This is a genomic window from Arthrobacter bambusae (genome assembly GCF_030812595.1).
In the GTDB taxonomy this organism is placed as follows: domain Bacteria; phylum Actinomycetota; class Actinomycetes; order Actinomycetales; family Micrococcaceae; genus Arthrobacter; species Arthrobacter bambusae_B.
Map to the genome: position 1 here is coordinate 641,180 of NZ_JAUSSZ010000001.1, position 24,315 is coordinate 665,494.

Below are 24,315 nucleotides of genomic sequence, written 5' to 3' on the forward strand. Positions count from 1 at the left end.
CGCCCGCCCACCGAATGAACCCGCCGCGCGGGCCGGTCGGGTTCCCCAGTACCACTCACGGCGGTAGTGTTTTCGCCATGACTTCAATGAATGCGGAGATCCCGCAGACCTTTTCCGGCGGCTCCAGCACAATCAATGTTGATGCGCTCAAGTCCTCGATCGACGCTTCTTTCGACCAGACCATGGCTCGCCTTAAAGCCTTGGTCGCCATCCCCGGGATCGCCTGGCCCAGCTTCGACCCGGCAGAATTGGAGCGAAGCGCGGAGGCCGTAGCGGCGCTCGTCCGCGAGTCGGGCTTCGGCGACGTGCAGATCCTGCGCTGCGACAAGGCCGATGGGACGCCGGGAGGTCCGGCCATCGTTGCGCGGCGCGTTGCCGCCCCGAGCAAACCGACCATCCTCCTTTACGCGCACCACGATGTGCAGCCTCCGGGCGATCCGGCCTTGTGGGACACCGAGCCCTTTGTCGCCGAGGAACGCGAAGGCCGCCTCTATGGCCGCGGCGCTGCCGACGACAAAGCCGGAATCATGGCCCACCTGGCTTCCTATGCGGCCGTGACCCAGGTACTCGGAGACGACTTCGGTCTTGGGGTTACCTTGTTCTTCGAGGGCGAAGAAGAAGCGGGCTCTCCCACGTTCCGCACTTTCCTCGAAACACACCGCGAGCTCCTCGAAGCGAACGTCATCGTGGTGGCGGATTCAAGCAACTGGAAGGTCGGCGTTCCCGCCCTGACTACCAGTCTCCGGGGCCTGGTGGACGGCACCTTCGAAGTGCGGGTCCTGGATCACGCCGTGCACTCCGGCATGTTCGGTGGTCCCGTACTGGATGCGCCTACCCTCCTGTCCCGCCTGATCGCCACCCTCCACGACGACGACGGCAACGTGGCCATCGAGGGCCTGGTAGCCCGCGACGACGTAGTAGAGGACGTGGACGAGGAACAGTACCGCGCCGACGCCTCGGTGCTCGAGGGCGTACGGCTCGCAGGCAGCGGAAGCATCGCCTCAAGGCTCTGGACCAAGCCTGCCTTGTCCATCATCGGCATCGACGCACCCGCCGTCGACGTCGCATCCAACACGCTGCTCCCGGTTGCGCGGGCAAAGTTCAGCCTGCGCTTGGCGCCCGGGCAAGATCCCGATGCCGCCATGGATGCAGTAGGACGGCACCTGGAGGCGAACGCGCCTTTCGGAGCGAAGGTGACGTTTGTGCCGGGGGAGCGGGGCAACGCTTTCTCCACCGATACAGGATCGGCCGCGGCCCGCATCGCGATGTGGGCGCTGGGCGAAGCCTGGGGAGTTCCCGCCGTCGAGATGGGGATCGGTGGATCCATACCGTTCATCGCGGATCTGACGGAGACCTATCCCGATGTCCAGATCCTGGTGACCGGCGTCGAGGACCCGGACTCACGAGCCCACAGCGCCAACGAATCCCTTCACATCGGGGACTTCCGCAACGCGGTGCTCGCTGAGGCACTGATGTTGGCCCGGCTTAACGCGGAAGGCCTCTGATCCCGCACGTGCATCGACCGGGGAACAAGGTAACGCTCCCGGCGGTTACGTTAGAAGTTATAGCTATGCGCTGGCTAGACGTAGCATGTAGCTATAGCCCGCACGTATTTGGGTAAGGGCAGGCAGCGCGAAGGCGCAGCCGCCAAGAGCGTCATAAGAAGGTAGGCCAATGAGCACTGCAACCAACGAAAACAGCACCGGAACGCAGCTCGCAGGCGGCGAGCTTCCTGAGCACGAGGTCCAGTTGACCGACGTCGCCGCAGGTAAAGTCCGGAGCCTTCTCGAACAAGAGGGTCGCACGGACCTGCGGCTCCGCGTCGCTGTTCAGCCGGGCGGCTGCTCGGGCCTGATCTATCAGCTCTACTTCGACGAGCGCTTGCTCGACGGCGATGCAGTCCGCGATTACGACGGCGTCGAAGTGGTTGTCGACAAAATGAGCGTGCCTTACCTGAGCGGTGCGAGCATCGACTTCGAAGACACGATCTCCAAGCAGGGCTTCACCATCGACAACCCCAACGCCGGCGGCTCTTGCGCCTGCGGCGATTCGTTCCACTAAACGGGGCGTCCGCCGACATGTTGCCCCAGTTCAGGAACGGGTTGAAACCGTCCCGACGCACTGGGCCAGCATGTCGGCGAAAACCGCTTGGTAGCGGTAAGCTCTACATCGGGTAGTAAAACTTTAGTGTGCCCGGTGGGCTTTCCGCCTGCCGGGCTGCAGCAACAAGAGGAAGGGCCGTCTGTGAGTTCGCAGAACCGAACCGGCAGCCGACGCATAAAGATCACCTCGATCACTGGCTTGGCACTAGCCGGCGCGTTGGTTTTGACCGGATGTTCACCAGAGGTAGAAAAAGGCTGGTTGCCCACGGAACGTGGCACAACCAGCAACACCGATCGGATCATGGACCTCTGGGTCAACTCATGGATCGCCGCCCTCGCAGTCGGCATTATCACTTGGGGCTTGCTGGTCTGGTGCATCATCGCCTACAGGCGCCGCAAGGGCACCACGGGTTTTCCGAAGCAGCTTAGCTACAACCTCCCCCTGGAGGTCTTTTATTTGACCATCCCGCTGTTCATGGTGCTGGTGTTCTTCTACTTCACCAACCAGGACCAGCAGGCGATTGATGACCGCTCCAAGCCCGCCGACGTGACCATTGACGTGGTAGGTAAGCAGTGGGCTTGGGACTTCAACTACGTCAAGGGCTCGGTCATCAAGGATGACGTCCACGAAGCCGGCGTCCAGGCGCACCTCACGGGCGAAGCGATTGACTTGAACCAGCTGCCTACGCTGTATCTTCCTGTCAACAAATCAATTGACTTTGAACTGAACTCCCGCGACGTCATCCACTCTTTCTGGGTTCCGGCCTTCCTGCAGAAGCGCGACGTGATCCCCGGCAAGACCAACTACATCAGGTTGACCCCCACCAAGGAGGGCACCTTTGACGGCAAGTGCGCCGAACTTTGCGGTGAATACCACTCAGAGATGTTGTTCCGTGTGAAGGTCGTTTCCGAAGCCGAGTTCCAGGCACACATGGATCAGCTTCGCCAGAGCGGCAACACCGGTCTTCTCGACTCGAAGTACGACCGCAACCCGAACCTGAACGCTAAGAATTAAGGGACGCGACGTGGCTACTTATACTCAATCACCCGGAGTCCTCGAGGCTCCCGTAGTACCGAAATCCAAGGGACGTATTGTCGTCAACTGGATCACCTCCACGGACCACAAGACCATCGGGTACATGTACCTGATCGCGTCCTTTGTGTTCTTCTGCCTGGGCGGCGTTATGGCGCTGCTGATGCGTGCGGAGCTCTTCGAGCCGGGCATGCAGATCCTGCAGACCAAAGAACAGTACAACCAGCTCTTCACGATGCACGGCACGGTGATGTTGCTCATGTTCGCGACGCCGCTCTTCGCCGGCTTCGCGAACGTCGTCATGCCGCTGCAGATCGGCGCCCCCGACGTCGCCTTCCCGCGGCTGAACGCGCTGGCCTTCTGGTTCTTCCTTTTCGGCTCCACCATCGCCGTGTCCGGCTTCATCACCCCGCAAGGTGCCGCGTCCTTTGGCTGGTTCGCCTACGCGCCGTTGTCTGACACGACGTTCACCCCGGGCGTCGGTGGCGACCTTTGGGTCTTCGGGCTCGCGTTGTCCGGTTTCGGAACGATCCTGGGTGCGGTCAACTTCATCACCACGATCATCTGCATGCGGGCTCCCGGCATGACGATGTGGCGGATGCCGATCTTTACCTGGAACACCCTGGTGACGGCGATCCTGGTCCTGATGGCATTCCCGCCCCTTGCTGCCGCCCTGTTCGCGCTGGGCGCGGACCGCCGCTTCGGTGCCCACATCTTCGATCCGGAAAATGGCGGAGCTGTCTTGTGGCAGCACTTGTTCTGGTTCTTCGGCCACCCCGAGGTGTACATCATCGCGCTGCCGTTCTTCGGCATCGTCTCTGAGATTTTCCCGGTCTTCAGCCGCAAGCCGATCTTCGGGTACAAGGGCCTGGTCTACGCGACCATCGCCATCGCCGCCCTTTCGGTGACCGTCTGGGCGCACCACATGTATGTCACAGGCTCGGTGCTGCTGCCCTTCTTCTCGTTCATGACGATGCTGATCGCGGTTCCCACCGGCGTGAAGTTCTTCAACTGGATCGGCACCCTGTGGCAGGGCTCGATCACCTTCGAAACCCCGATGCTGTGGAGCATCGGCTTCCTGGTCACGTTCCTCTTCGGCGGCCTGACCGGCATCATCCTGGCCTCCCCTCCGCTGGACTTCCACGTCTCGGACTCCTACTTCGTGGTGGCTCACTTCCACTACGTGGTCTTCGGCACCGTGGTATTCGCGATGTTCGCAGGCTTCTACTTCTGGTGGCCCAAGTGGACAGGCAAGATGCTCAACGAACGCCTCGGCAAGATCCACTTCTGGCTCCTGTTCCTGGGTTTCCACGGCACCTTCCTGATCCAGCACTGGCTCGGCGTCGAGGGCATGCCCCGCCGGTACGCGGACTACCTGCCCCAGGACAACTTCACCTGGATGAACCAGTTCTCCACGATTTCGTCCTTCGTGCTCGGCGCCTCACTGCTGCCGTTCTTCTGGAACGTCTACATCACGTGGCGCAGCAACAAGAAGGTGGAAGTGGACGATCCTTGGGGCTTCGGCGCCTCGCTCGAGTGGGCTACATCCTGCCCGCCGCCGCGGCACAACTTCACCTCCCTGCCCCGCATCCGCTCCGAACGTCCCGCTTTGGACCTCCACCACCCGGAACTTGCTCAGCACCACACGACCCCGGGCCCCGAGCCGGTCGCAACACTGCTCGGCAACGCTGACCAGAAGGACGTGAAATGAAAATCGAATCCTGGATTTTTGGAGCGGGTACTTTCTTCTTCGTACCGGTGGCGGTGATTTATGGCTTCCTTAACAACTGGGAGGAGTGGGTCGGAACCCTCGGCATCCTCCTCGTAGGCGGCCTCGCCGGCATGATCGGCGCTTATCTCGGTTTCACTGGCAAGCGCGTCGGCATGCGTCCGGAAGACCGTCCGGACGCTGAGATCCACGAAGGTGCCGGCGAGCAGGGACATTTCAGCCCCTGGAGCTGGTGGCCGCTGGTTCTCGGCTTGGCTTGTGCCGCTGGGTTCCTCGGCCTGGCCGTGGGCTTCTGGATCACCTTCGTCGCTGCCGGCCTGGCTGTCGTAGCCTTGGTCGGCTGGGTGTTCGAATACAGCCGCGGAGACCACGCGCACTAGCAGTTACTTGAACGACGACGGCGGGCCCAACCGATTGGTTGGGCCCGCCGTCGTTGTCGTACCCAGTTGTCGTATCCAGATGCCCGCGCAGCTTATGTCTGCATTGCCCCTCAGGGACCTTCCAGGGCCTCCAGGACGGCCGAAAGCGCGGTCAAGGCATCATTGACCTCATCCAGCGTGCGGCCGGCTTGCAGCGCTTCTCCGTCGACTGAGAGAACAACTTCGCATCCATGGCCGAAGTCTTCGGTCATGACCTCAAGCAAAGACCGGGCATCCACCGATCGCCGGCCGGGCTTGCGGATGGTCACCGGAAGACCCGTGGCCGTCACCGCCCGCACGAACACGGCGGCAGCCCGCGCGTGGAGGCCGATCTCTGCGGCGACGATGGCTTTGTGCTCGGGCAAACCGGCTCCTTTGACTCGGACGGCCAGATGCCGACTGCGATTTTGATCCCTACAAGCCTAGCGCCGCCACACCAAGGCAATAGGCCGCGGACCGCCGGTCTAGCCGCTGGTCTAGACCTGCGGACGGATTGGCCTACGCTTGTTTCATGAATGATTGCGTTGCCGGAGACCGCCGTGCCTGCTGAAGCTGCACGTATCTCGGGGGAGATCGACCGCACAAGTGGCACTCCCATCTACGTTCAACTGCGCGAGATCCTGCGAAGCTACATCTCGGAGTCCTGCAAACCCGGTGCGGCGTTGCCCTCGGAGCGGGACCTCTCTGAACGTTTCGGACTTGCCAGGATGACCGTGCGGCAAGCCATTGATGCCCTCGTCGGCGAGGAAGTCATTGAACGCGTGGTTGGCTTGGGAACTTTCGTCCGCAAACCGAAGCTGGACCTCCAAGTGAAGCTCACGTCATACAGCGAGGAAATGCAACGCCGTGGCATGGTTCCGGCAGCCAAAGTCCTGAGCTTTGAGCAAATTGCTGCGAGTGCATTCCTGGCGCGGGAACTCCAGCTCGAGGAGGGAACGCCCTTGGTCCGCTTCAGGAGGCTCCTGCTCGCAGACAATGAACCCATGAGCGTGGACGAGAACTTCATCCCTGCCCACCGCGTCCCAGGCCTTTTGGACGGGGCGCCTCCCACGTCCTTGTACAACGTGCTGAGTGAGAAGTACGGACTGGTGATGGAGTGGGGAGAGGACATGATCGAAGCTACGGCGGCTTCGCCATCGACGGCGCGGCTGTTGAACGTGGATGTCGGTACTCCGTTGCTCAAGATCCAGCGCCACGCGTTCGTTGCCCGCGCCATGGTGGACTACTCGGTGTCCTACTACCGCGCTGACCGGTACAAATTGTGGGTTCCGTTGCAGCGACCAGGCGTTCGGTCCACCCGGAGCCAATCCACGGGGTACCGCACCCACTAGCTCAATGGACCGCAGCAACCGCCCGCCGGATGCCCGAACAACGAAAGAAGGCCCCGTCCGCATGAACGAGGCCTTCTTTCGTTGTTATCTGCGAGAAGCTAGTGGCTAAGGCTCTTCTGCTCTTCGCCGGCCTCAATGGCCTCGTGGTGGCCGTGTCCGTGTGCGGCTTCGAGCTCGGCAGGCGTTGCCGGGGCAACCCGGTCCTCGAAGAACCACTTGGACAATGCCGCGCGGCGCTTCTCCTTCCGAGTGACTACGCCGTGCTCGTTCGGCTCGGCCGACAACGGCGACGGTGATTCGAAGCCCACAAGCTTGTACTGCTTGTAGTCGTCCAGCGGCGCGTGGACCTCGATGAACTCACCATGCGGCAGGCGCACGATGCGACCCGTTTCGCGGCCGTGCAACGCGATCTCGCGGTCCTTGCGCTGGAGCGCAAGGGCCACGCGCTTCGTAACCATGAACGCAATGATCGGGCCGATGAAGAACAGGGTCCGCAACCAGTACGTGACATCGTTCAGGGCTACGTGGAAGTGCGTAGCGATAAGGTCCGAGCCTGCAGCCGCCCACATGACGCAATACCAGGTGAAGCCTGCTACGCCAATGGCGGTACGGGTCGGAGCGTTGCGGGGGCGGTCCAGAACGTGGTGCTCACGGTCGTCCTTGGTGATCCACCGTTCAATCCACGGGTACGTGAACAGCACCGTGAAAATAATGCCTGCGGGTACCAGTGCGGGCAACAGCACGTTCAGGGTCAGCACGTGGCCGAAGATGATGTACTCGAAGTGGAAGTCGTTGACCACGCCGGGCATGAGTCGCAGGGCACCATCGACGAAGCCGATGTACCAGTCAGGCTGGGTACCGGCCGAAACGGGGGAGGGGTCGTACGGCCCGTAGTTCCAGATCGGGTTGATCGTGAACATCGCAGCCATGAGCGCGACGACACCGAACACGATGAAGAAGAAGCCGCCGGCCTTCGCAGCGTAAACCGGTCCCAAGGGGTAACCGACGACGTTTCCGTCGTTGCGGCCCGGACCGGGGTACTGCGTGTGCTTGTGCACAACAACCATGAAGAGGTGGATGACAATCATCAGCAGGATCATCGCCGGTACGAGCAGGATGTGCAGCACGTACAGGCGTCCAATGATGGCGGTTCCCGGGAACTCACCCCCGAAGAGGAAGAACGAGATGTACGTTCCGATGACCGGGATGGACTTGATGACGCCGTCAATGATTCGCAGACCGTTACCCGAGAGCAGATCATCAGGAAGCGAGTATCCCGTGAAGCCTTCAGCCATGGCCAGGATGAGCAGGACGCCGCCCACCACCCAGTTCATTTCACGCGGCTTGCGGAACGCACCGGTGAAGAAAACGCGCAGCATGTGTACACCCAGTGATGCCACGAACAGCAAGGCAGCCCAGTGGTGTACCTGGCGGAAGAACAAGCCACCGCGGATGTCGAAGGAAATGTTCAGCGACGAGTTGTACGCGACCGACATTTCGACGTTGGACAACGGGGTGTAGGAACCCGTGTAGTGCGTCTCCGCCATGGACGGGTCGAAAAAGAACGTCAAGAAAGTGCCCGACATCAGGAGGATGACGAACGAATACAGCGCCACCTCACCGAACATGAAGGACCAGTGGTCCGGGAAGACCTTCCGGCCGAATTCACGCAGGATTCCGGATCCGCCGACACGCTCGTCAACGAAGTTCGTGATCCGGCCAACATTCGTCTTGGGTACGAAGGGGACTTCAGCTGTTGATGAGGCGCTCATGCTCGTCACGCTCCCAGTAACTCGGTCCTACGGGTTCTTTGAAATCGCTCGTGGCTACGAGGTAGCCCTCAGCGTCTACCGCGATGGGCAACTGGGGGAGCGGACGGCTGGCGGGGCCGAAGATAACCTTGCATTCCTTGGTGAGGTCGAAGGTTGACTGGTGGCACGGGCACAGCAAGTGGTGCGTTTGCTGCTCATAGAGGGCAACGGGGCAACCGACGTGGGTGCAGATCTTGGAGTAGGCAACAATCCCATTGTAGCTCCAGGTTTCGCGGCCCTTGGAAATTGTCAAATCATCCGGGTTGAGGCGCATCAGCAGAACGACGGCCTTGGCCTTCGCGTTGAGCTTGCCCTCCTGGAGCTCGTTGAGGCCTTCCGGGATCACGTGGAACGCGGAACCGATAGTCACATCGGACGCCTTGATCGGAGTTCCGTCGGGGTCGCGGGTGAGGCGCTTGAGCTTGCCGTCCTGGGGTGCCCACATGGTGTGAGCGAGCTTGTCATCAGGGCGGGGTCCAAGGTCACCAAACACGGCCAGGGCCGGCAGCGGCGCCAATGCGACAGCACCCAGAAGGGTGTTGCGGATCAGCGGGCGACGCTTGATGCCGGTTTCCTCGACAATGTCTTCGACAATCCGCACGGCTGCCTGCCGGTCTTCCTCGGCGCGGATAGCGTGCCGCTCTTCCGACACTTCGTGGTCCGGCATGAGGGCCTTGGCCCAGTGCACGATACCGGTGCCGATGCCGAGCATCGCAAATGCGGTGCCCAGGCCGAGCAACAGGTTTTGGGTGCGGATCGTTGCGATCGTGGAGTCTTGCCCAAGATCGATGGCAAAGTACGACACCAGGAAGATCACCGTGCCGATGACGGAGATGCCAAACAGTATGGCTACCTGTCGCTCGGCGCGCTTAGCGGCTCTCGGGTCCGTGTCAGCCAGGCGCAAACGGTGCGGAGGAAGCCCAGGATCCTGGAACTTCTCCACATCATTCTGACCAGCCGTAGCTACGGTGCCCGAGTGGTTCGGACTGCCGTCACTATGGTTGCCCATAATTCGCCTCATCCTTCTCTCGTTGTCCCGGCCGTAACCGGGTTAATGTTCAATTCAAACTGCTGTGGGGACAGCAGAAGCTTTTAGTGCGTCTGGGCTAGGACGTGCGGGACGTCAGCCAGATGGTGAAGGCAATGATCACGCCGAGGCCTGCGACCCAGACGAAGAGACCTTCGGAAACCGGACCCAATGAACCGAGGTCGTTGCCGCCCGGCGAACCGTTGGCTTCGATCGTCTTCAGGAACGTGATGATGTCGCGCTTGCCCTCAGGAGAGATGTTGGCGTCGTTGAAGACCGGCATGTTCTGCGGACCAGTGACCATGGCCTCGTAGATGTGCTGTCCCGAAACCCCGGCCAGTGCCGGAGCGAACTTTCCGCGCGTCAAGGCACCCCCGGCTGCTGCGGCGTTGTGGCACATTGCGCAGTTCACTCGGAAGAGTTCGCCACCCTTGGCGGCATTTCCCTTTTCGTCGAGCAGCGATGCATCGGGAATAGCCGGACCGGCGCCGAGCGAGGCGACGTAAGCCGCCAGCTGCTTCGTCTGCTCGTCGTTGAACTGCCTCGGCTTTTCTTGCGCCTGGGGTCCGTTCATCTGCATGGGCATACGGCCGGTGCCAACCTGGAAGTCAACTGCAGCGGCACCCACGCCGACCAGCGACGGAGCGTCCTTGGTTCCGCTTGCGCCCATCCCGTGGCAGGTCGCGCAGTTTGCGGCAAAGAGCTTCGCGCCTTCCTGGGTGTCGTTGGCGCTGAAGGTAGTGGTATCTGCCTTCGCCTGGTTGACCGTTGTGGCAACGGCGTAAAGCCCACCAGTGACGAGGAGTCCCAGCAGCAGCAGCGCAATGGCTGCCAGTGGATGACGTCGCTTCTGCGAGAGTGCCTTCACGTGGTGGTTCCTTTATTCGATCCTGCGTCGGCTCCGTGAGCCGCTTCTTTAAAATTCATCCTCTTGCCGAACAAGAGACAGTGCGGGGCTACTTCAGGACGTAGATGACCAGGAAGAGGCCGATCCACACAACATCCACGAAGTGCCAATAGTACGAGGTGACGATTGCCGAGGTCGCTTCAAAGTGTCCGAACTTCTTGGCGGCGTATGCACGGCCAATGATGAACAGGAACGCGATGAGGCCGCCGATGACGTGGAGACCGTGGAAGCCGGTTGTCATGTAGAACGCGGAACCATAGGCGTTGGCCGAGAGCGTCACGTGCTCGGACACAAGCATTGCGTATTCGGTGGTCTGGCCGGCAACGAAGAAGGCGCCCATGATGAACGTCAGGATGAACCATTCGTTCATGCCCCAGCGGGTGAACTGCAGCACACCACCTCGACGGCGCGGTTCAAGTCGCTCGGCGGCGAAGACGCCCATCTGGCAAGTGAAAGAACTTGACACAAGGACGATCGTGTTTACAAGCGCAAACGGGAAGTTGAGCTTGCCGGTTTCGTCCGCCCACAACGCGCCCGACGTGGAGCGCAGCGTGAAGTACATGGCGAAGAGACCGGCGAAGAACATCAACTCACTGGAAAGCCACACAACGGTTCCAACGGAAACCAAATTGGGGCGATTCAGCGTCGGGTGCGCCGGGGTACTGGGGGCATGGGTCGCAGATGTCACAAGGACATTATGTCTGTAAAAGTCCGGACTTCCCAACGCGAACCGCCATTTCGGGAGACTTTTTCTACAAACACGCGAATTCGCGCGGAAAAGTTCCCGAGGTTGTCCGCGTTGGTCACCATTGGTCACAGAGCATGCTGGATCGCTAGCATCAAGTGGTGACTTCCCAGGCATCCGCACAGCAGGCAAACAACTCGTGGCCCGAACTCATCGCCGCCTTGATTGACGGGCACGACCTGACGGTCGGGAACACGGCATGGGCCATGAACACGATCATGTCCGGAGAAGCCGCTCCTGCCCAGATCGCCGGTTTCCTGGTGGCCCTGCGTGCCAAGGGCGAAACCGTGGATGAAGTCAGTGGACTGGTCGAGGCGATGCTTTCCAACGCCAAGGCCGTGAACATCCCGGGTGAAAAACTCGACATCGTGGGTACCGGCGGCGATCGGCTCAACACGGTCAACATCTCGACGATGGCTGCCCTTGTGGCAGCTGGCGCGGGCGCGCGGGTCGTAAAGCACGGGAACCGGGCCGCCTCGTCGTCGTCGGGCTCCGCCGACGTCCTGGAAGCCTTGGGTGTGCGGCTCGACTTGCCGATCGAGCGCGTAGCCAGCAACGCCGAAGAGGCGGGGATCACATTTTGTTTCGCCCAGGTTTTCCACCCGTCATTCCGGCATACCGGCGTTGTGCGGTCACAGCTTGGTGTTCCCACAGCATTCAACTTCCTCGGACCTATGACCAACCCCGCCCATGTCCAGGCTTCAGCCGTGGGTGTAGCCAACGCCACGATGGCGCCGCTGATCGCAGGCGTGCTGGCACGGCGCGGAAGCCGCGGATTGGTGTTCCGCGGGGAAGACGGCCTCGATGAGCTCACCACCACGGGTCCATCAACGGTGTGGGAAATCAGGGACGGACAAGTCACCGAGCAGCGGTTCTCGCCGGCGGACCTCGGAATCGCTGCGGCGACCGTCGCCGATCTTCGAGGCGGCAACGCCGAGGCGAATGCCGCCGTCGTGCGCGACGTACTTGACGGCACGCCCGGTCCGGTCCGGGATGCCGTCTTACTCAACGCCGCCGCAGGCCTGGTGGCCTTCGACACTGCTGCCGACGGACCGTTCCTGGAACGAATGAAGTCGGCCTGGCAGCGCGCTGCGGAGTCCATTGATTCAGGAGCGGCTACCCGGGTCCTTGACACCTGGGTGGGACTGACCCAAGGATAGGCAAGCGGCCAGGATTGCTGGCCCTACTGCTCGAAGCCCAGCGAGAACGCGGCGTCCAGGTCATGCTGCGAATAAGCACGGAATGCGATGTGCGTGGTGGTGTGGACCACTGCGGGAACCTTCGAGAGTTTGTCGGCGATGACGTCCGCCAATTCTTCGTGCTTCGCCACCCGCGCCACGGCAATGAGGTCCCATTCCCCTGTCACGGAGTAGACCTCGCTGATCCCCTGGATAGCGGAAATCTCCTCAGCTGTCTCAGGGATACGTGAAGCGTCGGTCTTGATCAGGACAAAAGCGGTGATCACTGGGGCAGCCTTTCCGAAGTGCAGCAATGGACGTAGCAAGCCTAGTGCATCGGCAGGTGCTTAAGACTGGCGGCTCCGTCGGCGGACCCGCGCCACCAATGCGATCACAGCGCGGTAACCAAGCAGCAGGATCGCCAGGCTGATGAGGGCGACAATAATGAACGCAAGCACCACTGTCTGTCCTGTAGCCGCCCGCAGAAGCATGCCCCCCGCCACGGTTCCAAGCCACACGACGACGCCGGCCGGCCAGGTCTGGAAGGGCGCCCGCCAGGCCCTTACGGCGATCCATCCGAGCGCTGCGCCAGCAAGAAACGGCCACGCCGTGGAAAACACCCCGGTCAGGACCTCCGAGCGCTGGTGCGCGTCGCGGCCGATCGCCGCGAAAACAAGAATGAGGATTGCGTCGGCCAGACCGGCGATGAGGGCGGTGCGGGCCAGGTTCGATTTTGCTGCAGGCATGGAAACGACCCTATCCCGCACCGGTGCCGAACTCGAACCGGAGCACCCTGCCCCGGAGTGTCACCCGGCTCTTGGACCAGCGCTGTGGACCGCCGCTGCGGACCACGGAAGTTGTGGCAGGAAGTTGGCTGTAGATGGTCCCTGCCGGCGCTGTTAGCATGACGAAAAGGTAGCCGATTGTGCTGCCCCAAACACTGAGGAGCCAGGAAATGACCACGAACCTCAACCCGTACATCAGCTTTCGGGACAATGCCAAGGAGGCCATGGCCTTCTACCAGTCGGTGTTCGGCGGCGAGCTGACCCAAAGCACCTTCGCGGAGTTCCACGCGAGCGAAGACCCCGCCGAGGGCGACAAGATCATGCACTCCGCACTGAAAACGGACAAAGGTTTGCTGCTTATGGCCGCAGACACCCCCAACAGCATGGATTACAGCCAGGGGAACAACTTCTCGGTGTCTCTTAGCGGCGACGACGAAGCAGAACTTCGGGGCTACTGGGACGGACTGGCCGATGGCGGCACAGTCACAGTGCCGATGGAGAAGGCGCCGTGGGGGGACATCTTCGGGATGCTGACGGATAAATTCGGTGTTGCCTGGCTGGTCAACGTTTCAGGGGAGCAGCCCCAGCAGTAGCAAGGAGACAGAAAACGCCCTCCGCCACGCAATGCTAGGCGAAGGGCGATTTCTGTTTCCGGCTATCCGGCCGGGTTGGTCATCTGGCAGGTCTGGTCCTGGGCGGTCTGGGCAACCACGTCGTTCGGCTTGGGGGCCGGAAGAGTCGGCTTGTCCCCGGAGGCGAAGTCTTGCCCGGCGTAGAGCTGGACTCCCTGGACACTGGCTACCTGCTGCACGCTCGTCGCCGGCAACCCGAACATTGCGGCGACATCCGCGGCAACATCGGCAAAGCCTGCACCGTAATAGACCATGGTCTGCGGCCTGCTATCAGCTTGGATCTTGGCCAGCTTGGTGAATCCACCGGCAGCCAGAAGCGACCCGATCTCCTGGCTCCTGCCGGTCACGCCCGTTCCGTTAGCGACAGTGATCGGTTGAAGCGCCTTGTTGTATGCGGCCTTCGGAGCTTCCGTGGACGGCGCAGGGGAGGCCGTGGCGCTTGGTGCGGGCTGGCTAAGGTCGGGGCTCCTCGTCAAGGCCGTAAAGAAGTTGCTCGCAGCCGGTTGATCGAGGTCGAGCCGGTTGGGGTCGGACGCGGCCGGGACGTTCGGCACCGTGATGAAGTTGACCTTGGCCGGGTCAATGTTCTTGAGCCTGCCCGCGATGGTCAACAGGGCCGGAACCGAAGCGAGTCCGTCGTCGACGGTGAGGTTCTTCGTGACCGTATCGGCGATGCTCAGCATCTTCTGCGGGTTTCCGAGCGTCCCGTCGGATTTGAGCTTCCGTACGAGCGAACCGAGGAACGATTGCTGCGCTTTGATACGTCCGAGGTCGCCGCCGTCGGAAAATGCATGGCGGGTGCGCAGGAAGGCCAGGGCCTGGTCGCCCTCCACCTGTGACGTGCCCTTGGGCAGATGCAATCCGGAATCGGGGTCGTTGACTGGAGCGCTCACACAGACATCGACGCCGCCGACGGCCTTGGAAAGTTCGGTCACGGCGTTGAAGTCGGCCATCATGAAGTGGTCGACCTCCAAGCCCGTGAGCTTGTTGACGGTGTCAACAGCGCAGCCGATGCCGGCCTCGGCCATCGCACTGTTGATCATGGCATTTTGCCGTTCCGGGTATTGCTTGCCGGTCTTGCTGTCAGTACAAGCCGGAACGTCCACCAACAAGTCCCGCGGGAAACTGATGACGTTCACGTGGTTGTTGTCCGCCGAGATATCCAGCAACATCATGACGTCGGATTGGCCGTAGCCGGAGGATTGGTCCGTTGTGCCGAACTGCCCGTTCTTCCCGCTCCTGGTATCAGTGCCCAGGACGAGGATTTGAAGCCGGTCCTTGCTGTCGTCCACGGGCCCTTCCGTCCTGACGCCGCCGGCGCCGAGCGCGGAGGTTGAGATGTTGGACTGAAGGCGCCATACCCAATACCCTCCGAACGCGATGACTGCGATCAGCAAGACAGCCACGGCGGCGCTGGTGATTTTGAACCAGCGGGGCGAACGGCGGAAGCTGAAGCGCCGGCTGCGGGCAGCCAGCTTTCCCTGGCCCGGGTAGGCAACAGGGGGTGACTGGCCCGGCTCCGGGCTGGGTGCATCGTGGCGAGTAACCAAAAGGGAAACTACCTCTCCAGGGGAAATACGGACTGCCCCATTGTAGCCGGGGGTTCTGGGAGGCTTCGGGGAGGCCCGCGGTACCGCCCAGCACTAATCACCGCCCGATGGAGGGTGAATCACCTATTCGTTGTGAATAGTATTTGATCGCCCGGGCGGCGCCGGTCGCTTCCCGTACCTAGTGTTCCAGCTATGGGGTCTCTCTCAAGACGCAAGCCGGTGGCTGCGCAAATGTCAATGTTCCTGCTTGCGGCTGCCGTCGGCGCGTTCGGGCTCCACGTTCCTCCCGCCAACGCTGCACCTGAGAGTCTTCTTTCCACTACGAATCCAGCTCCCACCAAAGTCGACTTCGCAAATATCAATGGAGACACCTGGACTGTGCCCGCCGGCGTGCGCTCCATCGATGTCCGGGTGTGGGGATCTGCTGGCGGCGGAGGTGGGCCAATCAATATCCCAGGCACGGATCTTACGGTGAGCAATGACGGTCCTGGAGGTGCCGGCGCCGACATCCGCGCGACCTTGTCGGTGACGCCTGGCCAGTCGCTCAAGATTTACGCTTCAATTCCTGGCGGGGGAACAGGGTCGCGACACAATCCGGGTGGCGGCGGGCTAGGTTTCATTCGTGGCGGTTCGGGAGGGACCGGATCCCTCGGTGGATCTGCTGGTGGCGGCGGCGGTGGTGCGAGCGCTGTAGTCAACGCGCAGGGCTCTCCGCTTGTTGTCGCTGGCGGTGGCGGCGGAGGCGCAGGCCACGGTGCTGCCTTCGTGTACTGCAACGGCGGTGCGGGAGGCGCTGCCAACCAGAATGGCCAGTCGGCCGATGGGTGGTGTGCGGGCGGGGCACCGGGCGCCGATTCCGGGGTCATCGGGCCCAACGGGGCGCCGGGAACCGACGGCGGCGGTGCCGGAAATTCGTCGAGCGGAGGCGGCGGAGGCGGTGGCGGCGGAGGCTGGCTGAGCGGTTCCGGCGCCCTTGGCAGCTCAGTTGGCGGCGCCGGAGGCGGCGGTGGGGGCGGTGGCAGCAGCTACGTTGATTCCTCGGCAAGCAACGTGGTCCGGGGCTACAACGCAGGTAGCGGCTGGGTCAGCGTCTGGTACACCCCGGACTACGCGACGACAACGAGCGTCGTAGTGCCCGAGTCAAACCGACCGTGGTGCTCGCTCCCTCCTCGACGTCCATATTGCAGGGCGGCACCCTAGACGTATCGGTAAACGTGGTGGCGGGCAGTTCGCTTCCGGTTCAGCCTGGCGGCACCATCACGATGAGCATTGACGGCCGGATCCACCTTCCCGCGGTGACCTTGGCGTCGGGTTTGGCCACGGTCGCGATTCCGGCATTGTCGGTCGGGAACCACGAACTCAAGGTGGAGTACTCAGGAGACACGTATTTCTTGCCGGCTTCAGGAACGCCGGCCTCCGTAGCTGTGACGGCCCCTTCGGTGCCCACGGTCCCTACCGTGCCCACGGTCCCGGCAGCCTCAGCCGGCATTCCAAACTCGGCGACGTTTGGCAATCTGGCATATACGGGGTCCAACGGCCCAGCCTTTGCCGGACTGGGACTCGGGGGAGTCGCCGCGCTTGTTCTGGGACTGTTGCTCTGGCGCTGGAGCCGACAAGGACACATTGGAGCGCGACGCCGCCCACAGGAGGGAAAGGGGAGACCCGCCTCATAAAATGTCGGCATGAGGTCGCGCACGGTCGTACATCCTGGACTGCCGGAAGATGACAATCCCGCCGCGGTACTGGAACGCACACGCCGGTACCGCGGCGGCATTATTGTGCTCACTGGGATCCAGGGGATCGGTAAAACCACATGGTGCTTGCAGTTCATGGAGGCGCTGAGGCGGGCAAATGTGGTTGCATGCAGCGCTGATGCTTTTGAAAGTGCCCTTCCACTCTCCTTCGTGGACAAGCTCCTCGTTGCTTTAGGGCACCGCGAGGCCGAACCCCTCTCAGATCCCGTCATAGCTGCCCGCCGCCTGTTGTCCGCGCTAGCGTCCCGGCCCAAGCACGTTAGTTGCATCGTCATAGACAATGCGCAATGGATAGATGAACGCTCTGCCAAGGCGTTGCGGTTTGTACTGCAGAGGCTCGCCGACGACAAGATCACCGTTGTCTTGGCAGGGGTCGCCGGGACAGGGACGGCTGCCATCAACAGCATGCTGAGCGATGACCTGGCGTGGCGCTTCATTAGGCGCATTACGTTGGAACCGCTGAGTGCTGAGCAGGTCCAGGACTATGTGGCACAAGTCTGGGACCGAACGATGTCGGCCCGCGCGGCGGAACGGCTTCGAGGGAACACCGGTGGAACGCCCTTGTTGATCAACGCGGCGATGGAGCACGCAGCCGGGCCTGATCATTCTGCCCAGAACCCGTGGCCTGACGCTGTTCCGTATATCGTTCCCGGAAGCAATCCTTTTGCCGCCATGCTCAATGCACTGGAACCAGGGCCCGCCCGATCCGTCGTCGAGTACGTCTGTGTCAGCCGCGGCCCGATCGAACAAGAACGGGTGGAGCGGATCGGGGACGCGTTGAATGAACCAACGGACGTCACTGCCGCGCTGGAGAGTGGTTTGATCTTGGGCACCAGGCTCGGACAGTCAGTACAACTACGTCCATTTCATGACTTGCTTGCCGTCGGCGTTCGGGAGAACCTGGAGAGCCACCGGTTGTCTTCAATACACCGCGCAATCGCAGATGAAGCCGATGATCCGAGGCTTGCCCTGCAACATCGCTTGCTTGTGGAGGAGCCCGGGACTGCCGAGCTGTATACAGCGGTGGCTGCGGGGGTCGATCAAGCATTGGCCGATGGTCAACCGGAACTCGCCCTGCAGTACCTACGCTCTGCAATGGACAGGTTCAGTGGGCTCCGCCGGGACGACTGCATCATCGAAGCCTGCCTCGTCGCGTCCGTTCACCACGCCATTCCCGAGGTGATGGACCTTTTGCCCCAGCTGCAGTCCATGCCTCATGACATTGTGCGTGATTTCGCGCTGCTGCAATTGCTTCAAATGCGACCGGATCTTGACCGCGTTGGCCAATTTGCTGAAGAGCTGATTGCGGATGAGCTGAACCATCCGGACGAAGCCCTGCTGCGCGCCCATATTTCCTTGGCGATCGTCGTCTCACGGATGGTGTCGGACGATAAGCCTTCCACCGCCGTCGCGGTCCTCCAAGCGCACCAATACCTGGAGCAACTGGCGCAGAGCAATGGAGCGGTCCACGACCCCCGTCTCCGACACCTGCCGTCGGGAACGGATCTGGGCCTGCAATTCGATGGATTCAATCTCATCGCCGCCAGCGGTACGCAGGATCGCGAAATGATCTCCAATGCTTTGACCGCGCTCAGCGCGAGGATCTCTTGCGCTAGTAACAGTCCGGCGCTGGCCGACGCCCTCACATGCAGGGCAGGCTTCCTGAGTGTCACCGGCGGCATCGAGCAGGCCACAGCCGACTTGGAGCGCGCGTTTGCGGTAACTGCATCAAGCGGGGCGGGCCTGGCAATCGGACATACCAGGGTGGTGCTTGCTTACTGCTACTTCCTGCTAGGCAGGGTGCATGAAATGTCGACTCTCATCCGTACGGCGCAATTGCTTTCCTTGGATGTCAGCGACGTTTCCTCCCGCCCGCTCGTATATGCGATGTCAGCGGTACTCGAAGCGGTACAAAGGGCGGTCAGACTCCTACGGAGCTGCACTGCGCCGGGCCGAGGAAGTCCGGATCAGCGAGTATGACACCTTCGGAGTCGAGCTCAGCGTACTCGCGCGGGTCGAACGCGCCCGTTCCCTGGCCGAGTGGCAGCAGCAGTTGGATGCCGGCCAAGCGATCGGCTCGGCCACCCCGTCGATGTACAGCTACAGGATCGATGCCTTGGCCGGGCTGGGCCGTGCGGAGGAAGCGGACAGGTTGTTGCAGGCCTGCAAGGAACTAGATAACCGTGGATGGTGGCCGGTGTATGGCTCCCTTGACTGGCTGGAAGGAAGGGTCAGCGAAGCATATGGACTGTTCGGCCAAGCGGCCAGGTTCTATCGAGCCGCCTCGAAGGAATCACGGTTCCCCTTGTCGCAGGGAATTGCCCACCTTGATCTCGGCCGGTTGCTCGTCTCTACCGGAAACACAAAAGCAGGTGCCACTGCGCTGAAGGGAGCTGTACGGATCTTCCTTGAACTCGGGGCGGCCCCCTACCTTAGCCGCGCGATGAAGTTGCTCGATGGCTTGAGCGACAGGCCCAGCAACCCGCACCTGCAGGCGTTTGAGTCGCTGACTGGCCGGGAACGGGAGATCGCCTTCTATGCCGAACGGGGCATGACCAACAAGCAAATCGCTGCGCAACTTTTCGTTTCGCCCGCTACGGTGAATTTTCACGTACGTAATGTTCTCGCCAAACTTGGCCTCCGCTCGCGCAGGGAACTCGGGCAGTTGTTCACAACCGGCTTTGAAGCGTCCGTTCGCGGTGCCGGGGTCAAGGACCCGACAGCGTAAGCGAGTCCGGGGCGACAGCGAGGACGGGGCCCGGCCGAGTACGGCGTCCACGGCGGTGTCATCAACGAAACCCGCCGGTTCTTTGTGTCATCTCGTCTGTTCTTTGCGCTGTTGCTCCCATTCGTTCATGAGGGCGGGAAGACGGGTGTCCAGGAATCTGTAGAAGCTCGCCATTTCCTCCAGCCGGCCGGCGGCCGTGGTGGTGTGGTCACCAATTGCGTCGCTTGCGGCGTCGGCGAGGTCCGCGAGCGCCCGGTAGACCGGACGTTCCTGGGCGAAGGCTGCCAGCCAGGCATTTGGCGGAACTTCGTAACGGTCCCGGCGGCTGCCGGGCTGGGCCACCCTCCGCACGATCGCTATTGATTGCAGATAACGGACCGCGCCGGAGATCGCTGCCGCGCTCACGCCGAGCACCTCACCTAGCTCGAGCGCCGTCAGGCCCCCCTCTTCCGCGACGGTCAGCGCCATGAGCACGCGGGCAGGCATCTTGGGCATACCGGCGGCAGTAAGGATGGCGGCCGATTGTTCGGCCGCCTCGCGGAGCGCTCGTTCGTCTCTTGCCATTCGTGGGTTACCTTCCCCGGCAGTTCCACTACGTCGGACCACGGGTCCCGGCCGGAGACCGTCGCGCTTCCACTTCCGGCCCGGGCGAGACCAAGCAATACCCGGATGGTGGTGGACTTGCCCGCGCCGTTCGGGCCGAGGAATCCGTGCACTTCGCCGGCTTCGACCGACAATTCGAGTCCGTCGCGTGCACGGACCCGTCCGTAGCGTTTCTCAAGGCCGTGGGCCTCAATCACTGTGTTAATGCCTAGCAAGTAACGCTCGATTCACAATTTTGTGAATCTTCTTAACGGAACCTTAATGCGGTGGCTTGAATGATCCCGCCGCCACCCGCCGTCGGGCTCAATGCTGCGCGGCGACGGCCGGAACGTTGCGGTCAAACGCCGTCAGGACCACCATCGCCGCACCGATGGCGACCAGCATCCAGGCCAAGGCGTGGAGACCTACATCGCTGGCGGACGCTCCGAAAGCGATTCCGATGAGGCTGGAGGACCCGATGGCGCCCAGGTACATGGACGTCCGCAGCAATCCGGAGGCAACCGCAATCTCCGCGGCAGTCGTTTGCAAATACAGCGCCGCTTGATTGGCAAAACTGCTAAAACCGTTGGTCAGGCCGAGCAGCAGGGTCATTCCGACGAGCAGCGCGACGCCGGAGTTGTGGTTCACGAGCAGCATCACGCCTGCGGAGAGCGTCAAGGCAATGCCTGCAAGGATGAGCGGCCAACGGACCCATGCCCGACCGGAGACGACCCGCGCTACGACAATACTCAGCAGGCTCAGCGGAATCAGAATCAACCCCACCGTCGCGGCGTTCAGCCCCATGCTTTGTTCCATCCACTGGCTCGCGCCATACATCGATGCATAGGTGGCCAGCGCGGCGAGGATCGAACGCAGGTAGGTGCGCTGCAGCGCTCCGTTCCGCCCCAGCATCCGGACGTCGATCAGCGGACTGCGCGCGTGCCGTTCCCGCAAGAGCAGTGCCCCCGCCAGCACCACAGCCAGCGCGGCAAGCCACCAAGCCGGAGTCGCGAGCGCCGAGAGGAACACCAGCAGCGAGATGATCGCACCGGCGAAAAGAGCGATCCCCGGCAGGTCCAGCATTGTGAGCAAGCTGCCCCGGCCACGTTTTTGGACCGGCGCGTCCTTCGCCACACCCAACAAAGTGAAGGCGAAGGCCAGCAGCGCCAACGGAATGTTGACCGCGAACAGGGCCCTCCAGCCGAAAGAGCCGGCCAGGACTCCACCAAGGGGCAGACCGACGACGGCGGTCACCTGCGCGGCGATCGAAAAGTTACCCAGGACGCGGCCGGGTACGCCGATCCCGGACTCATCGGCACGCCGGCGGACCAGGGCCATCGCCGTCGGGTAGCACGCTGAGGTCCCGACGCCGATGAGGGCCCGCGAAACGAGCAGCACTCCAAGGTTTGGAGCCAGAACTCCGACGACTCCAGCCAGCAGGAGAATGGAAACCCCGGAGAGGAAGATGCGCCTGGGCCCGAAGAGGACAGCCAGTTTCCCCATGGTCGGCTGGGCCACTGCGCTGCATAGATAGAGGACGGATATAAGCCCGGCAGTGGCACCCGGGCTTGACCTGAAGTCGGCCCCGATACCAACCAGCGCGGTGGCAATCATCGAGCTGTTGATCGGGTTCAAGGTGGATCCAAGCAGCAGGGGAGCGGTGAACCTCCAGCCCAGAGGGTTTGAGGGCCGATTCCCCGGCTCGGAAGCCGGAGTGCAGGACGCGTTCCGCGGGGGAGCCGGCTCTCGCCTGCCGGTGTCGGCTGGCGGGCCCAATGGCCCCACGGCGTCCGACGCGGTCACGGCCGTGTGGCTTTGAGCACGTCCAGGATCTCCTGAGTCGTCCCGGTCTCGCCCAGTCGGGGAAAAATCGTCGTGACGGAGTTTTCGTGGGCATTCATGGTCAGATCGGTCATCGCGTCGAGCGCCAGTGTGACATTGAGGCCGGCTTCGTGGGCGCTCCGCGCCGTGGATTCCACGCCAATGCTGGTGGCGACACCGGTCAGTACCACCTGGGTTACACCAAGGTCTTCCAAGAGCGCGCCGAGGCCGGTGTTGGTGAAAGCGCCCCACGTCTTCTTCGTGACGAGGTGATCGCCCGGTTGCTGGTTCAGTTCAGGCAGGAGTTCGGCGAAATCCGCGGGGAACTGCCTTCCCGCGCTGTTGCCTTGATCTGTCCGGCCGGGCGCACCACCGGTAACGTTGACGAGCACTACCGGAAGCCCTTGGCTACGAAAAGCATCTGCGAGGGCAGCGGAATTCCGCACGATCGGCTCGAGGGGATGCGCTTTCGTGGAGGCAACGATTCCCCGCTGAAGGTCAACGATGATCAGGGCGGTAATAGGGTCCAACGTTGTGACGGTCATGTGTTCACGGCTCCAAAAGGCGTTTGAGTAAGTGGATGGCGTCGGGCAACCGTTCCCGCTCGTCCGCCGCGAGTTTGGACTGGATGGTGCGGTAAAGCCAATCGGCTTTGGCCGCCCGGCTTGCGCTGATGCTTTCCCGGGCTTCAGTTGTGAGGGACAGGATCCTCTGACGGCCATCGGCCGGATCAGCGCCGCTCTCAACGAGACCTGCGGTGGAAAGGGCGGAAATGATGGCCCCCATGGATTGGGGACGCATTCCCTCCGCGCGGGCCAGTGCGGATAACGTGCTCCGGCCGTCGCGCTCCAAGTGGATCAACACGGCCTTTTGCGCATTGGTCAGGTTGTCCACCTGGGACTGCTCACGCAGCCGCCGGGTCAATTGGCCAATGAGGACACGAAGCTCGGCGGCAGCTTCGAGCATGGCCGCCGCGTCAGCGTCCGGGTGAGCGTTCACGAAAACGACGGTACCAGATAGTAAGGCAAACTGAAAAGGTTACCTTCATACTTATCCGCGCAGGGCATGATCCGGCTTCGAGGGATCGGCAATCTCCACGGCTTCGCCACTCACGACAATTCCACCCCCCGGAGGGATATCGATGGTGAGGACACTCGGGCGGCCGACATGGCTGCCTTGATGAACCCCAGCCGCAATGGATTGCATTCGAGCCTCGTCGAGGCCGGTTGCGTCCAGCACAACGCCCGCTGGATTTCCGCCGTCAGGAGAGGACGTAAAGGCGGCCTAACGAAGTACATCCGGAGTAGGTGCCATTTGGATATCGTCGAACGGAAGGCGGAGTTCGACGGCGGTACTCGCCGGGATCGCTCAGGTGTGCGCTATCTGGCCGGGGCTTCTATCCGGCCGTAGCTGTGCCTCTCAACGGTTTCAGGACTCCGCGCCGCCGTGCAAGCCGTCGTCGCTGCTGTCGTCTTCGGGGCCGGGAGCGCCACCGGAGTCACTACGGTCGGAGAGGTCCATGTTGCCGCGGGCCTCATCCATGGTGGGGCCGCCGGACGGAACGCTATAGGTGTCCGGACGGAGACCGTGCGCCTGCTCCTCGATCAAGGCCTGCTCCTCGCTGAAGCGGATCGCGTTGGCCTCATCGCCGGCATCGCCGGGGATGTCTTCGCGCATCTGCGACGGATCGGGCACGATGAAACCTGCTGCCGGTTCTTCCTTTGGGTTGCTCATTTCCTTGCCTTTCTCCTCCTTGCGAATACAGCCTCATAGCCACCGTAACCGGGGAACGAGGAAGATACCAAGCCCACTTAGTATCCCGAGGGGAAACCGCCAAACATCCGCGGGGGAGCGGGCTCGCACCTATCCCTCTGGAACACCTTCACTGGAGATGCTGCCTGGACTGCTGCAGACGACGGGTTTTGACTCTGAGCTGGATGATGCGCGCTGCACCGGCTGCAGCCACGAGGATTCCGCCACCCACTGCCGCGATGAACAAGCCCATACCCAGAGGCACTGTGCCATCCAGGCCCAGAAAGGCGATCCTTGCCGGATCCTGGTTCTGAAGGATGAAAATGATCAACAGCACCAGCAGCACCAAAGCTGTCACCACGGTCACCCACACCATCCCGGCCCGCGTCACACTCGCCGGGGACCCCCGACCGGCGGTCCCGGACGCCA

The 24,315-nt window shown here is 62.2% G+C and carries 27 protein-coding genes and 2 pseudogenes; 12 read left to right on the plus strand and 17 right to left on the minus strand.

The window, feature by feature from the left end; all coding sequences use genetic code 11:
• Window positions 1-77 precede the first annotated feature (77 nt).
• From J2S96_RS03020 to J2S96_RS03040, 5 genes are all read left to right on the plus strand, one after another.
• Entirely contained in the window at window positions 78-1,505 is a 1,428-nt protein-coding gene (locus J2S96_RS03020) for a dipeptidase (protein WP_306859708.1), read from the plus strand.
• A 169-nt stretch (window positions 1,506-1,674) separates the two neighbouring features.
• Window positions 1,675-2,061: a HesB/IscA family protein gene (locus J2S96_RS03025; protein ID WP_306859710.1), complete on the plus strand. Its 387-nt coding sequence runs from the start codon at window positions 1,675-1,677 to the stop codon at window positions 2,059-2,061.
• A 183-nt stretch (window positions 2,062-2,244) separates the two neighbouring features.
• Complete coding sequence (gene ctaC, locus J2S96_RS03030; protein ID WP_306859712.1) at window positions 2,245-3,117, plus strand: aa3-type cytochrome oxidase subunit II; 873 nt, start codon at window positions 2,245-2,247, stop codon at window positions 3,115-3,117.
• A gap of 10 nt (window positions 3,118-3,127) precedes the next feature.
• Entirely contained in the window at window positions 3,128-4,846 is a 1,719-nt protein-coding gene (gene ctaD, locus J2S96_RS03035) for an aa3-type cytochrome oxidase subunit I (protein ID WP_306859714.1), read from the plus strand.
• Window positions 4,843-5,244: a cytochrome c oxidase subunit 4 gene (locus J2S96_RS03040; RefSeq protein WP_306859716.1), complete on the plus strand. Its 402-nt coding sequence runs from the start codon at window positions 4,843-4,845 to the stop codon at window positions 5,242-5,244. The genes ctaD and J2S96_RS03040 overlap by 4 nt, the downstream gene beginning before the upstream one ends.
• 110 nt (window positions 5,245-5,354) lie before the next feature.
• Here J2S96_RS03040 and J2S96_RS03045 read toward each other — a convergent pair whose 3' ends face one another.
• On the minus strand, window positions 5,355-5,648 hold the full coding sequence (locus tag J2S96_RS03045) for an HPr family phosphocarrier protein (protein ID WP_306859718.1): 294 nt from the start codon (window positions 5,646-5,648) through the stop codon (window positions 5,355-5,357).
• Window positions 5,649-5,798: 150 nt separating this feature from the next.
• Between J2S96_RS03045 and J2S96_RS03050 the strand changes: the two genes are divergently transcribed.
• Window positions 5,799-6,614 carry a GntR family transcriptional regulator gene (locus tag J2S96_RS03050; RefSeq protein ID WP_306859721.1) on the plus strand — a complete coding sequence of 272 codons (816 nt, stop codon included), beginning with the start codon at window positions 5,799-5,801 and terminating at the stop codon, window positions 6,612-6,614.
• Window positions 6,615-6,712: 98 nt separating this feature from the next.
• Here J2S96_RS03050 and qcrB read toward each other — a convergent pair whose 3' ends face one another.
• The 4 genes from qcrB to ctaE all read right to left on the minus strand — a co-directional run bounded on the left by qcrB (window position 6,713) and on the right by ctaE (window position 11,047).
• Window positions 6,713-8,386, minus strand: coding sequence for a cytochrome bc1 complex cytochrome b subunit (gene qcrB, locus J2S96_RS03055; protein WP_306859723.1), 1,674 nt, complete (start codon window positions 8,384-8,386; stop codon window positions 6,713-6,715).
• Window positions 8,364-9,434, minus strand: coding sequence for a cytochrome bc1 complex Rieske iron-sulfur subunit (gene qcrA / locus J2S96_RS03060; RefSeq protein ID WP_306859725.1), 1,071 nt, complete (start codon window positions 9,432-9,434; stop codon window positions 8,364-8,366). Before qcrA ends, qcrB begins: the two co-directional genes overlap by 23 nt.
• A 97-nt stretch (window positions 9,435-9,531) precedes the next feature.
• Window positions 9,532-10,320 (minus strand): cytochrome bc1 complex diheme cytochrome c subunit, encoded by a 789-nt coding sequence (qcrC, locus tag J2S96_RS03065; RefSeq protein ID WP_306859727.1) that lies wholly within the window; start codon window positions 10,318-10,320, stop codon window positions 9,532-9,534.
• A gap of 88 nt (window positions 10,321-10,408) precedes the next feature.
• Window positions 10,409-11,047 carry an aa3-type cytochrome oxidase subunit III gene (ctaE, locus tag J2S96_RS03070; RefSeq protein ID WP_306859729.1) on the minus strand — a complete coding sequence of 213 codons (639 nt, stop codon included), beginning with the start codon at window positions 11,045-11,047 and terminating at the stop codon, window positions 10,409-10,411.
• Window positions 11,048-11,205: 158 nt separating this feature from the next.
• On the opposite strand from ctaE, the gene trpD reads away from it, so the two are divergent.
• Entirely contained in the window at window positions 11,206-12,264 is a 1,059-nt protein-coding gene (trpD, locus tag J2S96_RS03075) for an anthranilate phosphoribosyltransferase (protein ID WP_306859731.1), read from the plus strand.
• 23 nt (window positions 12,265-12,287) lie between these two features.
• On the opposite strand, the gene J2S96_RS03080 is transcribed toward trpD, so the two are convergent.
• The 3 genes from J2S96_RS03080 to J2S96_RS03090 are packed head-to-tail and all read right to left on the minus strand — an operon-like array spanning window position 12,288 to window position 13,188.
• The gene (locus tag J2S96_RS03080) at window positions 12,288-12,569 is read right to left on the minus strand and encodes an Lrp/AsnC family transcriptional regulator (RefSeq protein ID WP_078108932.1); all 282 of its coding nucleotides are present in this window, start codon (window positions 12,567-12,569) and stop codon (window positions 12,288-12,290) included.
• Between the two features lie 60 nt (window positions 12,570-12,629).
• Window positions 12,630-13,028, minus strand: a complete 399-nt coding sequence (locus J2S96_RS03085; protein ID WP_306859734.1) for a DUF3054 domain-containing protein — start codon at window positions 13,026-13,028, stop codon at window positions 12,630-12,632.
• 10 nt (window positions 13,029-13,038) lie between these two features.
• The gene (locus J2S96_RS03090) at window positions 13,039-13,188 is read right to left on the minus strand and encodes a hypothetical protein (RefSeq protein WP_306859736.1); all 150 of its coding nucleotides are present in this window, start codon (window positions 13,186-13,188) and stop codon (window positions 13,039-13,041) included.
• 49 nt (window positions 13,189-13,237) lie between these two features.
• Between J2S96_RS03090 and J2S96_RS03095 the strand changes: the two genes are divergently transcribed.
• Window positions 13,238-13,660 (plus strand): VOC family protein, encoded by a 423-nt coding sequence (locus J2S96_RS03095; protein ID WP_306859738.1) that lies wholly within the window; start codon window positions 13,238-13,240, stop codon window positions 13,658-13,660.
• A 62-nt stretch (window positions 13,661-13,722) separates the two neighbouring features.
• Here the strand turns inward: J2S96_RS03095 and J2S96_RS03100 are convergent, their stop codons facing one another.
• A complete protein-coding gene (locus tag J2S96_RS03100; RefSeq protein WP_306859740.1) occupies window positions 13,723-15,249 on the minus strand; it encodes an LCP family protein in 1,527 nt (508 codons plus the stop codon).
• Window positions 15,250-15,480: 231 nt separating this feature from the next.
• Here J2S96_RS03100 and J2S96_RS03105 point away from each other — a divergent pair, with 231 nt between their 5' ends.
• The 4 genes from J2S96_RS03105 to J2S96_RS03120 are packed head-to-tail and all read left to right on the plus strand — an operon-like array spanning window position 15,481 to window position 19,731.
• Window positions 15,481-16,449: a glycine-rich protein gene (locus tag J2S96_RS03105; protein WP_306859742.1), complete on the plus strand. Its 969-nt coding sequence runs from the start codon at window positions 15,481-15,483 to the stop codon at window positions 16,447-16,449.
• A 17-nt stretch (window positions 16,450-16,466) separates the two neighbouring features.
• A complete protein-coding gene (locus J2S96_RS20145) occupies window positions 16,467-16,922 on the plus strand; it encodes an Ig-like domain-containing protein (RefSeq protein WP_370872983.1) in 456 nt (151 codons plus the stop codon).
• A gap of 9 nt (window positions 16,923-16,931) precedes the next feature.
• Window positions 16,932-18,983 carry an ATP-binding protein gene (locus J2S96_RS03115; RefSeq protein ID WP_306859746.1) on the plus strand — a complete coding sequence of 684 codons (2,052 nt, stop codon included), beginning with the start codon at window positions 16,932-16,934 and terminating at the stop codon, window positions 18,981-18,983.
• Window positions 18,886-19,731 carry a helix-turn-helix transcriptional regulator gene (locus J2S96_RS03120; protein WP_306859747.1) on the plus strand — a complete coding sequence of 282 codons (846 nt, stop codon included), beginning with the start codon at window positions 18,886-18,888 and terminating at the stop codon, window positions 19,729-19,731. The genes J2S96_RS03115 and J2S96_RS03120 overlap by 98 nt, the downstream gene beginning before the upstream one ends.
• Window positions 19,732-19,818: 87 nt before the next feature.
• Here the strand turns inward: J2S96_RS03120 and J2S96_RS03125 are convergent, their stop codons facing one another.
• From J2S96_RS03125 to J2S96_RS03160, 8 genes and pseudogenes are all read right to left on the minus strand, one after another.
• Window positions 19,819-20,295 carry a GbsR/MarR family transcriptional regulator gene (locus tag J2S96_RS03125; RefSeq protein WP_306859749.1) on the minus strand — a complete coding sequence of 159 codons (477 nt, stop codon included), beginning with the start codon at window positions 20,293-20,295 and terminating at the stop codon, window positions 19,819-19,821.
• Window positions 20,296-20,297: 2 nt separating this feature from the next.
• A pseudogene (locus J2S96_RS03130) lies at window positions 20,298-20,540 on the minus strand (ATP-binding cassette domain-containing protein); the annotation flags it as partial.
• A 97-nt stretch (window positions 20,541-20,637) separates the two neighbouring features.
• The gene (locus J2S96_RS03135; RefSeq protein WP_306859751.1) at window positions 20,638-22,116 is read right to left on the minus strand and encodes an MFS transporter; all 1,479 of its coding nucleotides are present in this window, start codon (window positions 22,114-22,116) and stop codon (window positions 20,638-20,640) included.
• Window positions 22,113-22,679: a cysteine hydrolase family protein gene (locus tag J2S96_RS03140; protein ID WP_306859753.1), complete on the minus strand. Its 567-nt coding sequence runs from the start codon at window positions 22,677-22,679 to the stop codon at window positions 22,113-22,115. Before J2S96_RS03140 ends, J2S96_RS03135 begins: the two co-directional genes overlap by 4 nt.
• Window positions 22,680-22,683: 4 nt before the next feature.
• Window positions 22,684-23,133 (minus strand): MarR family winged helix-turn-helix transcriptional regulator, encoded by a 450-nt coding sequence (locus J2S96_RS03145; RefSeq protein WP_306859755.1) that lies wholly within the window; start codon window positions 23,131-23,133, stop codon window positions 22,684-22,686.
• 51 nt (window positions 23,134-23,184) lie between these two features.
• Window positions 23,185-23,403, minus strand: a pseudogene (locus J2S96_RS03150) (hypothetical protein); the annotation flags it as partial.
• Between the two features lie 159 nt (window positions 23,404-23,562).
• Window positions 23,563-23,868, minus strand: a complete 306-nt coding sequence (locus J2S96_RS03155; protein WP_306859758.1) for a hypothetical protein — start codon at window positions 23,866-23,868, stop codon at window positions 23,563-23,565.
• Between the two features lie 148 nt (window positions 23,869-24,016).
• Complete coding sequence (locus J2S96_RS03160) at window positions 24,017-24,262, minus strand: LapA family protein (protein WP_306859902.1); 246 nt, start codon at window positions 24,260-24,262, stop codon at window positions 24,017-24,019.
• Window positions 24,263-24,315 lie beyond the last annotated feature (53 nt).

Coding starts and splice junctions, on each gene's coding strand:
- J2S96_RS03020 (WP_306859708.1), top strand. CDS start 78: ATGACTTCAATGAATGCGGAGATCCCGCAGACCTTTTCCGGCGGCTCC.
- J2S96_RS03025 (WP_306859710.1), top strand. CDS start 1,675: ATGAGCACTGCAACCAACGAAAACAGCACCGGAACGCAGCTCGCAGGC.
- J2S96_RS03040 (WP_306859716.1), top strand. CDS start 4,843: ATGAAAATCGAATCCTGGATTTTTGGAGCGGGTACTTTCTTCTTCGTA.
- J2S96_RS03050 (WP_306859721.1), top strand. CDS start 5,799: ATGATTGCGTTGCCGGAGACCGCCGTGCCTGCTGAAGCTGCACGTATC.
- qcrB (WP_306859723.1), bottom strand. CDS start 8,386: ATGAGCGCCTCATCAACAGCTGAAGTCCCCTTCGTACCCAAGACGAAT.
- qcrA (WP_306859725.1), bottom strand. CDS start 9,434: ATGGGCAACCATAGTGACGGCAGTCCGAACCACTCGGGCACCGTAGCT.
- J2S96_RS03085 (WP_306859734.1), bottom strand. CDS start 13,028: ATGCCTGCAGCAAAATCGAACCTGGCCCGCACCGCCCTCATCGCCGGT.
- J2S96_RS03090 (WP_306859736.1), bottom strand. CDS start 13,188: ATGCTAACAGCGCCGGCAGGGACCATCTACAGCCAACTTCCTGCCACA.
- J2S96_RS03095 (WP_306859738.1), top strand. CDS start 13,238: ATGACCACGAACCTCAACCCGTACATCAGCTTTCGGGACAATGCCAAG.
- J2S96_RS03105 (WP_306859742.1), top strand. CDS start 15,481: ATGTCAATGTTCCTGCTTGCGGCTGCCGTCGGCGCGTTCGGGCTCCAC.
- J2S96_RS03115 (WP_306859746.1), top strand. CDS start 16,932: ATGAGGTCGCGCACGGTCGTACATCCTGGACTGCCGGAAGATGACAAT.
- J2S96_RS03120 (WP_306859747.1), top strand. CDS start 18,886: ATGCGATGTCAGCGGTACTCGAAGCGGTACAAAGGGCGGTCAGACTCC.
- J2S96_RS03125 (WP_306859749.1), bottom strand. CDS start 20,295: ATGGCAAGAGACGAACGAGCGCTCCGCGAGGCGGCCGAACAATCGGCC.
- J2S96_RS03140 (WP_306859753.1), bottom strand. CDS start 22,679: ATGACCGTCACAACGTTGGACCCTATTACCGCCCTGATCATCGTTGAC.
- J2S96_RS03155 (WP_306859758.1), bottom strand. CDS start 23,868: ATGAGCAACCCAAAGGAAGAACCGGCAGCAGGTTTCATCGTGCCCGAT.
- J2S96_RS03160 (WP_306859902.1), bottom strand. CDS start 24,262: ATGGTGTGGGTGACCGTGGTGACAGCTTTGGTGCTGCTGGTGCTGTTG.